The 11037-nt window shown below is 72.6% G+C and carries 9 protein-coding genes; 5 read left to right on the top strand and 4 right to left on the bottom strand.

All coding sequences use genetic code 11. The annotated features are described in order from the left end of the window. On the bottom strand, positions 1-1321 hold a 1321-nt coding region (locus tag D474_RS0105880), incomplete at its 3' end, for a bifunctional 3'-5' exonuclease/DNA polymerase (protein WP_017612663.1). A 257-nt stretch (positions 1322-1578) separates the two neighbouring features. Beyond that, positions 1579-2499, bottom strand: a complete 921-nt coding sequence (locus D474_RS0105875) for a 2-hydroxyacid dehydrogenase (protein ID WP_017612662.1) — start codon at positions 2497-2499, stop codon at positions 1579-1581. Between the two features lie 169 nt (positions 2500-2668). Between D474_RS0105875 and D474_RS0105870 the strand changes: the two genes are divergently transcribed. Next, positions 2669-3043 (top strand): nuclear transport factor 2 family protein, encoded by a 375-nt coding sequence (locus D474_RS0105870; protein ID WP_026118214.1) that lies wholly within the window; start codon positions 2669-2671, stop codon positions 3041-3043. A 16-nt stretch (positions 3044-3059) separates the two neighbouring features. On the opposite strand, the gene D474_RS0105865 is transcribed toward D474_RS0105870, so the two are convergent. After that, positions 3060-3872 carry a TrmH family RNA methyltransferase gene (locus D474_RS0105865; RefSeq protein WP_026118213.1) on the bottom strand — a complete coding sequence of 271 codons (813 nt, stop codon included), beginning with the start codon at positions 3870-3872 and terminating at the stop codon, positions 3060-3062. 58 nt (positions 3873-3930) lie between these two features. After that, entirely contained in the window at positions 3931-4596 is a 666-nt protein-coding gene (locus D474_RS0105860; RefSeq protein WP_017612659.1) for a hypothetical protein, read from the bottom strand. Between the two features lie 458 nt (positions 4597-5054). On the opposite strand from D474_RS0105860, the gene D474_RS0105855 reads away from it, so the two are divergent. The 4 genes from D474_RS0105855 to D474_RS0105840 all read left to right on the top strand — a co-directional run. Beyond that, positions 5055-6785, top strand: coding sequence for a substrate-binding domain-containing protein (locus tag D474_RS0105855; RefSeq protein WP_040703109.1), 1731 nt, complete (start codon positions 5055-5057; stop codon positions 6783-6785). Positions 6786-7108: 323 nt separating this feature from the next. Beyond that, entirely contained in the window at positions 7109-8878 is a 1770-nt protein-coding gene (locus tag D474_RS0105850) for a substrate-binding domain-containing protein (RefSeq protein ID WP_026118212.1), read from the top strand. Positions 8879-9225: 347 nt separating this feature from the next. Further along, entirely contained in the window at positions 9226-9774 is a 549-nt protein-coding gene (locus tag D474_RS0105845) for a hypothetical protein (protein WP_017612656.1), read from the top strand. Positions 9775-9873: 99 nt separating this feature from the next. After that, on the top strand, positions 9874-11037 hold a 1164-nt coding region (locus D474_RS0105840; protein ID WP_017612655.1), incomplete at its 3' end, for a DUF2510 domain-containing protein.

Genomic DNA, 11037 nt, shown 5'->3' with positions numbered 1-11037 from the left:
CCCCCCCCCCCCCCCCCAGCCACGAACGCACCGCGCGGCCCTCCTCACCGGCACGGGCCGCGCCGTCCACGTGCTCGAGCGCGCGCGGATAGAGGCGGCGCATGGTTGCCAGCAGGGGCGCGGCGTCCCCGGTGGTCTGGCCGTACATCGCGGCGAGCATGCCGATCTTGGCGCGGTCGCGGTCGCCGCCCACGTGCACGGCCAGCCGGGCGTAGAGGTCCTCCTCGGCGGCGGCCTCGGCCAGGGCGAGGTCACCGGAGACCGCGGCCAGGACACGGGGTTCCAACTGCCCGGCGTCGGCCCGAACCAGCGCCCACCCGGGGTCGGCACGCACCGCTCCGCGCAGTGCCTTGGGAACCTGGAGGCCTCCCCCGCCACGGGTGGCCCAGCGCCCCGAGACCACGCCCGCGACGACGTAGTCGGGGTGGAAGCGCCCGAGCCGCTCGCCCCCGGGGCCGGGGCGTTCGCTCACCCACTGTTCCCGCGGGGCCCAGCCGTTGGCCGAGTGGAGGCGGGCGAGCTCCTTGTACCGCAGGAGCAGGGGCGCGGCGGGGTGATCGACCTCCCGCAGGACCCAGGAGCGGGTCGAGGGGACCGGGTGGCCTGCGCGTGCGAGTGCCCGCACGACCTGGGAGGGCGAGTCGGGATTGAGCTCCTGTTCCAGGGCATCGCCGATGCGGGCGGCCAGGTCGGCGAGCACGGCGGGACGTTGCCCGGCGACCGGACGCGGACCGAGGAGTTCTGTGAGCAGCCGATCGTGGACGTCGGGTCGCAGGGGCAGACCGTCGTGGCTCATCTCGGCCGCTGCGAGCCCGCCGGCCGACTCGACCGCGGCGAGCAGGCGCAGGCCGCCGGAGTCGTTCAGGGACTCCAGGCGACGGACCTGGTCGTCGTGGACCACGGCCAGAGCGGCGAGGCGGTCGGTCCCCGGGGGCAGGGTGGAGCGGTCGGCCCCGAACAGGGCCGGCTGGGCGTGGGCGCCCTCGCCCGTGCGCCGCACCGGGTCGTCGGGCACGGGGCGGCCGTTGAGGCGGGCCCACGCCGCGCCCAGGGAGCGGGGTTCCTCGTGGCGTCCCTCGTGGCCGAGCAGGAGGGCTTCGGTGAGGGCGGTGTCGTGGCTGCGACGGACGCGGACACCGGCGCGCACGAGGTCGGGGTAGAGGTCCTCCCACTCGGCCCACACCCAGCGGGGCGGCGGCCCGGCGGCGTTCTCGCGTGCATGGACGGCGGAGGCGAGGTCGTGCACGCGCTCGGTGCGGGCGATCCCCAGTTCCTGGAGCCACCCGCCGCCCTCGCCGTCGGCGACCACCGCGATCCGCATGCCCCCAGTCTCCCGCAGCGGGCCCGGGGACACCTGCGTGCGCAGCGCGGCCGGGGGCGGTGCCGTAGTCCCCGGGGCGCCCGGCCACGGTCGAACCCGGTCCGGCACACCCCGTCCGGGCACAGGGAACACGTCCCTGCACGGCGCAGTCGGAGCGGGGCGGCCCCGACCCCGCTGTGTTTCGGCACCCGGTCGGCTCACCCCGGGCGTACCGGGACCGGGTGCCGGACCGGCGGGCCCGCACGGCCCGCGGCCGATCAGGTGCCGGGGCGCACCACGTTGGCGAGCGGCTCACCGGCGGCCCAGCGGGCGAGCTGGGCGTCCATGAACGTGCGGGCGCGCGGGTAGAACGACGCCGCACCCCCGGCCACGTGCGGGGTGATGTGCACGCCCGGCGCATCCCACAGCGGGTGGTCGACCGGCAGCGGTTCCGGGTCGGTCACGTCGAGAGCGGCGCGCACGCGGCCGTCCTGCGCCAGGAGCGCGTCGGTGTCCACGACCGGTCCGCGGCCCACGTTCACCACCAGCGCGTCGTCGTGCAGCAGCTCGAACTCCCGCGTTCCGAACAGCCCTCGTGTGCCCTCGGTGAGCGGGGTGACGATGACGACGACGTCCGCGTGCGGCAACAGGCCGTGCAGCTCGTCGACGCCGTGCACGTCCTCGTCGGGCCGGGCGCGGCTCGCCACCCGGGTCACGCTGGTCTCGAACGGCAGCACACGGCGCTCGACGGCCGCGCCGATGCTCCCGTACCCCACGATCAGCACCCGGCAGTCGGCCAGGGAACGCTGGGGCACCGAGCCCCACCGGTGGTCGCGCTGGTCGACCGCCCACCGCGGCAGGTCCCGCTGTGCCGCCAGCATGAGCGCGAGCGCGTGCTCGGCGGTGCTCGCGTCGTGCAGGCCGCGCCCGTTGCACAGGGTCACGTGGTCGGGCAGCAGCGGCACGACCTGCTCGTACCCGGCCGAGACCAGCTGCACGACCTCGAGGTTCGGCATGCGGGTGATGACCTCGGTGGACTCGTCCACGCCCTGGGTCGAAGGGCTGTAGGGCACTTGGTAGAAGGTCACCTCGTCCAGCCCCCTCGTGGGCGCGGGACCGCCCGCGTAGAGGTCGACCTCCAGGGAGGCGGGGGCGTTCTCCCGGTTCTGTTCCCACTGCACGAGTGCTCGGCCGCCCATGTGGCTGCACAACCTTTCCGCATCGGTGCTCGTCACGGGCCACCCTAGGTGCCGGGGCGACCTGGTTCCCCGGGCGCCCGTCCGCCGAACCCACCCGGGTGCCCGGCGCGGCGCAGGGCCGGATCCCGGGCGGATGCACGAGGCTGTCGGCGAGCGGAAGGGGGAACCGATGGACGGGACCGAGGAGCTGCGGGCGCAGGCACAGGCCTGGCGCCGCGCCATCGTGGCCAACGAGGCCGAGGAGATCGGGCGCTTCATGACCGAGGACTGGGTCCTGGTCGACGAGGACGGTGTGGGCACCCGGGAGCGGTTCCTGTCCCTGGTCTCCTCCGGGGCCCTGACCCACAGCAGGATGGAGCCCGTCCCGGGCACCGAGCGCGTGCGCGTGTACGGAGACACCGCCGCGATCACTGCGCGGGTGGTCAACACCGCGCACTTCGGGGGCCGCGAGTTCCACGCCGACGAGTGGACCACCGACCTCTACCACCGCACCGGGCAGGGCTGGATCTGTGTGCTCTCGCAGGTCACCCCGGCCCGGGAATGAACACCGCGACGCCGACTCAGCTCTGCGCCAGCTCGTAACAGGCCACGGCCGCGGCGGCCGTCACGTTGAGCGAGTCCACGGCCCGGTCGGCCATGGGGATGTGCACGCGTGCGGTGGCGCGTTCCAACCACCGTGAGGACAACCCGTCGCCCTCGGTTCCCAGCAGCAGTCCCACGCGTGCGTCGGGCGCCAGCCCGGAAACGGCTTCGCGCAGGGGAACGGATCCCTCCCCGGGGGTCAGCGCCATGAGCTCGAACCCGGCTCCGCGCAGGGCGTCCAGGCCGCCGTACCAGTCGGTCAGGCGCGTGTACGGCAGGGTGAACACCGCGCCCATCGACACCTTCACCGAACGCCGGTACAGGGGGTCTGCGCAGCGGGGCGCGAGCACGACGGCGTTCACCCCCAGCCCCGCGGCGCTCCTGAAGATCGCCCCGACGTTGGTGTGGTCGACCAGGTCCTCCAGGACGACGATGCGCCGCGCCCCGTCCAACACCGTCTCCAGGCCGGGCAGGGCCTTGCGGTGGAAAGCGGCCAGAGCGCCGCGGTGCAGGTCGAAGCCGACGAGCTCGCGCGCGGTCTCCTCCCCGACCACGTACAGGGGAGCGTCGGAGCCGGTGACGAGGCCGTCCAGGGCCCGTGCGCGCCGTTCGGTCAGCAGGAAACTGCGCGGCGCGAACCCGGCGGCCGCGGCGCGCCGGATGACCTTCTCCCCCTCGGCCATGAACAGCCCGTGCTCGTGCTCGAGGTGGCGGCGCAGGTTGACGTCGCGCAGCCGGGTGTAGTCGGCCAGGCGCGGGTCGGTGGGGTCGCTGACCCTGATGATCTCCATGCCCAGCATGATCGCCGATATCGGACACCGGTCCGGACGACGNCTGCCGGTCACCGGCTCAGGCGAGCTCCTCGGTCAGCGAGCGCAGCCGCTGCCAGCGCGCCTCCTCGCACGAACCCTGGCGCGAGAGCGTGGTGTCGATGTCCTCGCCCTCCCAGACGCCGGTGATGGAGGCCTCCTGCGGGCCGTACACGGTGTCGGTGCAGACCGTGCCCTCGCGGACCTCGGTGAACAGCACCTCGCTGCCCGGCTCCTGTCCGGCGTCCTCCTCGGGGGCCCCGGCCTCGACGCCCGCCTCGAGCGGTTCGTCCTCGGCGCGCTCCTGCTCCTCGAGTTCCTCCTCCTGCAGCTCGGGAACCTCGACGGTGGAGTCGGTGTCGCCCTCGAAGTCCACGGCCGCCTCGGCCAGGGCGGTGCATGCTGCGTGGTCACGGTCGAGATCGCCGGTGCACGTGAGCGTCTGCACCCAGGCGCGGTCGCTCTCGCTGACCTGAACCTCCAGGTGACCGACGGGCCCATCGAGCTCGGGTTCGGCCTCCGGCTCCTCGACCGGCTCCTCAGTCTCCTCACTGCCCGCGGTGTTGGTGGCCTCCACGTCCTGGGGCGGCAGCATGGACGGACCGACGAGGACCGCGTAGGCGAGCGCCCCGACACAGCAGGCGCCGGCGAGGAGCTTGGGGCCGAGGTGTCCTCGGTCGCGGTCTTCACGGTGCGTTTGGGACATGCCAAAACCCTCGGGGGTCAGTCGGTCACGGTTGCGTCAGGCGCGCGGGGGCAGGCGTGGGGCGCACCACGGACTCCGGGAGAGACCCTCAAGACTAGCGGGCCCGCGGAGTGCTTCTGGGGGAGCACGGTAACAAAGCGGTCTCCCCGCTCCGTCCGCACGATCGTGCGCGCGGCGGGCGTCCGGCACCCGCTTCCTGCGGCTCCGCACCCCTTCCATCTCGGCATTACCAACGAGTAAGGTCGCGTTGGGAAACCTTCGTGGTACTTGGTCCATACATCACCACCCATACAGTGTGATGTGACCCATGGCCCGTCGGTTCACACCCCCGTCGTCCGCGGGTGCTCGGCCCGGGTGTCCGCGACCGCACCCGGGGCCCGTGCCCGCGTCCGCCCCGACCCTCCGGCCTCCGGAACCCCCGCACCGGAGCCGGACACAGCTACGCCCCCGGAGTTCCTGTGTCCACTGGACGCCATCGACTTGCCTCACCGACCGCCGCCACCACCCGCAGAGTGGTGCGGTCGCCGCTGGGGATCACCGCGATCGTCGTCGCGCTCGTCGCCGTCGCCGCGATCCTGGTTCCGGTCGGCCTGAACGCCCTCGGCTGCAGTGAGACCCGGTACATGCGGGTCTCCACGACCCAGAGCATGGCCCCCGTGCTGCGCGAGGCCGCCTCGGAGTTCAACTCCACCTCCCCCTCCTACGGCGGCGAGTGCGTGTACGCGCAGGTCGATGAGATCGCCCCGCACCGCATCATGAGCGCGATCTCAGGAGGCCGACCCGGCGATTCCACCATCGCCCCGCACGTGTGGGTCCCGGAGTCCTCCGCCTGGGTGGAACTGGCCCGTGTGTCGGCCGAGGGCGCGCACGGCATCGAGACCGACCCGCCGTCCCTGGCCTCCTCGCCGGTGGTGATGACCGCACCCGAGGACACCCAGGGCCTGCCCGGGGGCAGCGAGGCTCCCTGGACCACGCTGCTGCCCGACGAGCGCGACCCCGAACGCCAGGTCGTCATGGTCGACCCCAACCGCGGCGCCGACGGGATGGCCGTGATGTACGCGGTGCGCGACCACCTGGGGACCGGGGACGCCGCCGACACCGACATGACCGACTTCGTGCGCGACGTGCAGCAGGACAGCGCGTTCGGCGAGATCGACCTCAGCACGTTCTACAGCGGTTCCGACGCCGCGCAGGAACGCGTCGACCCGCTGGTGGTCGTGCCAGAGCAGGCGGTCGTGGACCACAACACCACCCGCCCCGACGACGCACCCGGGCTCGAGGCGTTCTACCCGGAGGAGGGCACGGTCGGGCTCGACTACCCGTACGTGACCACCACCGAAGAGCCCCACATGCGTTCGGCCGCCGCCGACCTGTACGAGGTGGTGGCCGCTGAGGCCTACCGCACACGTATGCAGGACCTGGGCTTTCGCGAACCGGACGGTTCCTCGTCCGACGCCCTGGAGGGGCAGTCCGGCATCGTCGCCGACGAGCCCGAGGTACACGGAGACCTGACCGGCGACGCCCTCGTGGACGCGGTCAACGACTGGAACAGGCTGTCGATGCCCAGCCGCGCTCTGGTCCTGGCCGACACCTCCGTGCACATGCAGGGCGGCCTCGACGGCGGTTCCTCCCGCATCGAGGCCGCCCGGGAAGCGGCACGGACGGGCCTGCAGCTCTTCCCCGACGAGACCGACATGGGCCTGTGGATGCTCTCCGAGGAGCTCGGAGCGGACGGCCGGGACGAGGCCGCCGACCTGCACCAGCTCGGCGCCACCGACGACGGCGACGTCACCCGCCGCCAGGAACTGGCCGAGGTCGCCGACGGGATCGCGGTCGAGGGCGGTGAGTCGCGCCTGTACGACAACATGCTCGAGGCCTTCAACGAGATCCAGGACAACTACCACGAGGACAAGATCAACAGCGTCATCATGCTGACCGCCGGCGTCGACGACGGCAGCAGCGACATCAGCCACCAGGAGCTGGTCGAGGCGCTGCAGGACCGCTTCGACCCCGAGCGCCCGGTCAGTTTCTTCATCATCGCCTTCGGCGACGGCGCAGACGAGGCAGAGCTGCAGGCCATCGCCTCGGCGACCAGCGGTTCGTCCTTCGTCACCGACGACCCCGACGAGATCGGCGACATCTTCCTGAGCTCCATCTCCCGGCGCCTGTGTGTGCCGGACTGCGACTGAGCCCGGAGCGCCGACCCGTACACCGCGCTCGCGCCCGCCAGACCCTCACCACGGGGCACCACCCCCGGGTCTCGATCGGGTATCGGAATGGGTCGGCGGGGTCCCTGCCCGGTTCGACGGACCGGGCAGGGACCGCCGAGGTGATCGGTCGTACCGAGGCCGCCTCCCCGCCACGAACCGTGCCAGGAGCCATCTTCGGGCACCGAACGGTTGAGTACCGTTCCCTCCAGTAACACCGTTTCGGTCCGCCCGAACCCCCGCCGGCGGGCCTCCCGTCCATCCCCTGTACGACACGGTCCGTACACCACCCCGTGAGGAAAGCTGTGGGACGTCACCGCGGAAAATACGCAGAGGAACCCCCGGGCGAGCGCCGGAGACGGCGCGGCCGAGGAGGGGCCGTCGCCGCCCTCGCCGGCGCGCTGGTGATCGTTCTCGCCATCGCCGCGGCAGGCGTGTACGTGCTCGTCGACCGCGCCGACGGCTGCGGTTCCCAGCTCGACCTGGACGTGGCCGTGGTCCCGGAGATGGCCCCGGCCGTTCAGGCGGTGGCCGAGGGCTTCAACGAGGAGGAGAACACCGTCGACGGCCAGTGCGTGCGCGTGGACGTGCGCCAGGCGGACCCCGCCGACGTCGCCTACGCCATCACCGGGTCGGGCGCCACGATGGGCGACACCGAGTCCGACGTGTGGATCCCGGACTCCTCCGTGTGGCCGCGCATGGTGCAGGGCGAGGCCGGTGATGCGATCATCACCGAGACGGGGACCTCGCTGGCCCGCTCGCCGCTGGTGATGGCCGAACTGGAGGAGTACGCCGACGATTCCTCCAAGAGCAGCTGGGAGGACGTCGTTCCCACCGGCGCCCCCGGCGAGGACCAGGACCGTACCGTGCGAGTGGTCGACCCCGTGCGCAGCTCCACCGGACTGGGAACCCTGTACCTGCTGCACGGCGCGCTGAGGGAGGCCTCCGACGACGCAGACGCCTTCAACGCGCAGATGACCGCGGCCCTGCAGTCGCTGCACCAGGGCGCCTCCGCCGACGAGGAGGCCGCGTTCCTGGCACTGAGCGGTGGCGACGCCGAGTCCCCGCCGCTCATGGTGATGTCGGAGCAGGCGGTGTGGCGCTACAACACCCTGCACTCCGAGAGCCCTGCACAGGCCGGGTACCTCGACAGCACCTACTACCTCGACTACCCGTACGTTGTGCGCAGCGAGGAGAGCGCCGTGACGCGCGCGGCCGAGGAGTTCCGCAGCGCGGTGCGTGCCGACGAGAACCAGGAGCACTTCCTGAGGGAGGGGTTCCGCGACACAGATGACACGATGGACTCGGACGTGCTGACCGGGGACGCCGGATTCCAGGAGGACGTGCCCGACGAGCTGCCCGTGCCCTCCGAGGGGTCGATAGACGAACTCACCCGCTCCTGGACACAGCTGAAGATGGACTCCCGGGTCCTCACGGTCGTCGACGTGTCCGGCTCGATGCTCGCCGAGGTTCCCGGCACCGGCATGACCCGCATGCAGGTCACCGGCGCGGCCGCCGACGACGGGCTCGACATGTTCACCCCGACCTCGGAACTGGGGCTGTGGGAGTTCTCCACCGACGTCAACGACGGTTTGCACCACCAGGAGCTCGCGCCCGTGCGCGAACTCCAGGCCACCGACGACGGCGGCACCGAGCACCGCGACGTCATCGCACAGGAACTGGACGGCCTGGAGCCGCTGCCGGACGGCGACACGGCCCTGTACGAGACCTACCTGGCCGCCTACGAGGAGATGTCGCGGACCTACCGGCCCGACCGCACCAACGTCATCCTCATGCTGACCGACGGCGACAACGACCACCCGGGCGGCATGGAGTTGGACGAGCTGTTGGACGGCATCGACGAGCTCTCCAGCTCCTCGCGGCCGATCCCGATCATCACGATCGCGTTCGGCCCGGAGGTGCAGGACGTCGAGCCGCTGCAGGAGATCGCCGCCGCCACGGGCGGTGCGGCCTACCGGACCGAGGACCCGCGGGAGATCGGCGACATCTTCGTGCAGGCGTTCTCGCTGCGGATCGACGACAGCGGCACGGGGGGCGCCGGCGGCGGGAGCTGATCCGCCGCCTGGTGGACGGGGCCGCGCATGTCCCGGCCCGGTTCCGGAGCCGACTGTGCGAGAGACACCTCGGGGACGCGGTGGGCGCGAGGCGGCTCCGGCCGCTCCTGCCGGACCCGTCCCCGAGGTGACATGACCCTGTCCCCGCGCAGAACGGCTCTGGACAACCCCTGGGCCCTGGCGTACGCAGAAGGGACCAGGGCTTGTCCGGCCCCACTCCCCCTTGCGGGGCCGGACCCGTGACGACCGGATTGGGGGCTGCCATGGCCAACGCGTGGATGCCCGGCGCGCAGCGACTCGCAGGGGGCAGCGACCACGGGCCCCCGGGCGCGGGCGCACCACGGGCAGTGTGGACCGTGACCGGCACCGCCCCGGGATGCGGGTCGGCCCGCGCGGAGGCCGAACGCCTGGTGGCGGAGGGTTGCGCGCCCCACCTGGTGTGGGACCCCCTCTCCGGCGAGATCGTGCAGACCCTGGCGTCGACCCGCCGCAGCGACCTCTCCCTGGGCGCGACGCGCTACTACGGACAGCACGTCGACCACGCCGACGAGGGGCGCGTGTGTCTGGTGGTGGCGGTGGTGGCGCGGCGCAGTGTTCCGTTCACCGACGGACCGATGCTGGGCCTGACGGCGATCATGGACTGGCTGGACTCGTGGGGGGTCGCGCGCCGCTGGCCGGCCGGTCCCCCCGGCGACGATGTCTGCGTGCGTGACCGCCTCGCGCGCGAGCGCACGGCGCGCATGTGGGCGCGCGGGGGACACTTCGGCCACGACCAGGTTCCGGGCTCGCATCTGCCCGGTCCGGGCCTCATCGACGTGGGCCGTCTGCTCACCCCGGACAGCGGTGGGACCGCGCTCCGGACCTCTCCCGGCACACATGCCACAGCCATCCCCTGAATTCGGTCATTGAACTAAAACCAGAACACCTGTCGTCAAACACCACTATTCGGGTACCGCTGGTTAAGTGACGAGCCAAAAGCCCTTAGTCTGTCCGCCATGGGTGGATCTATCGAGCCGGGTTGGTACGCGGACCCGCAGGGCGACGCACAGACGCTCAGATGGTGGAACGGTGACGAGTGGACGCGCCATACCCGTTCACTGAGCGAACTCCGGGGTGGGAACGCGGCCGTCGGCGACGAACCCGCCACGACCCGCTTGGACGGCGGTGACCAGGGCGCTGCGGCCCCGGGCGAGGACGAGGAGGGAACCGTACGGCTGGACACCTCCGGACCGGCACCCCAGCCGGCCGAGGACGAGCCCAGCACCGTACGGATCAACCCCTCCGCCCCCCAGACCCCTGCTTCCCCCGCACAGGACTTCTCCCCCGCGTCGGCCCCCGCATCCCCCACCCCCGCCGAGGACGAGCCCAGCACCGTACGGATCAACCCCGACGACATCCCCGGCCGCGGAGGAGCGCCGGGGGGTGCCACGGCTGCAGGTGGAGCGTCGGTCGGCGAAGCGTCTGCGGACGAGGACGACGAGCTGCCGACGGCGGACCTCACCGACGGTGACGAGATCCCCACCGCCGACCTGGCCGCACACGCGCGCGACGCGCGGGGTTCCGACCCCGGTGACACCGCCCCGGATCCGGATGCAGGAGCGGGCGCGGACACCGGTTCGGGCTCGGGTGACCAGGCACCTCGCACCGCCGTGTTCGACCCCGACGCCCCGGTCGGCGGGACCGCGGTCTTCGACCCCGGGTCGCCGAGCGGGTCCGATGAAGCGGCCCCCGGAGGCGTGGCCGGGACGGCCGTCTTCGACCCGAACGACCCCGCCTTCTCCGGCGCGGCCCACGGACAGGGCGCCCCGGACCTCGGTGACGAGGACGGCAAGAAGGGCGGCCGGTTCAACAAGCTCCTGGGCAACCTCAAGGAGGGTTGGGCCGACCTGTCCGAGGAGCGCAGGGAGCAGAAGGAAGAGGCCAAGCGCAAGGCGGACGAGGAGCGCGCCCGGCAGCAGGCGGAGGCCCAGCGTCAGGCCGAGGCGCAGGCCGCCCCGCAGCCGCAGCCGGGTGAGCAGCCCGGCGCCCGGCCCGGCTCCCCCGAATCCGGCGGGATGCCGGGGTCCGGTGCCGGTGCCGCGGGCACGGCAGGTGCAGCCGACCAGGGACCGGGTCAGGGTCCGGAGCAGCAGGGACCCGACCAGGCCTCCGGAGCGGAC

Source organism: Nocardiopsis salina YIM 90010, from assembly GCF_000341025.1.
Classification (GTDB): Bacteria; Actinomycetota; Actinomycetes; order Streptosporangiales; family Streptosporangiaceae; genus Nocardiopsis; species Nocardiopsis salina.
This window is presented reverse-complemented; position numbering and strand designations above follow the sequence as displayed.

Coding starts and splice junctions, on each gene's coding strand:
- D474_RS0105875 (WP_017612662.1), bottom strand. CDS start 2,499: ATGGGCGGCCGAGCACTCGTGCAGTGGGAACAGAACCGGGAGAACGCC.
- D474_RS0105870 (WP_026118214.1), top strand. CDS start 2,669: ATGGACGGGACCGAGGAGCTGCGGGCGCAGGCACAGGCCTGGCGCCGC.
- D474_RS0105865 (WP_026118213.1), bottom strand. CDS start 3,872: ATGGAGATCATCAGGGTCAGCGACCCCACCGACCCGCGCCTGGCCGAC.
- D474_RS0105860 (WP_017612659.1), bottom strand. CDS start 4,596: ATGTCCCAAACGCACCGTGAAGACCGCGACCGAGGACACCTCGGCCCC.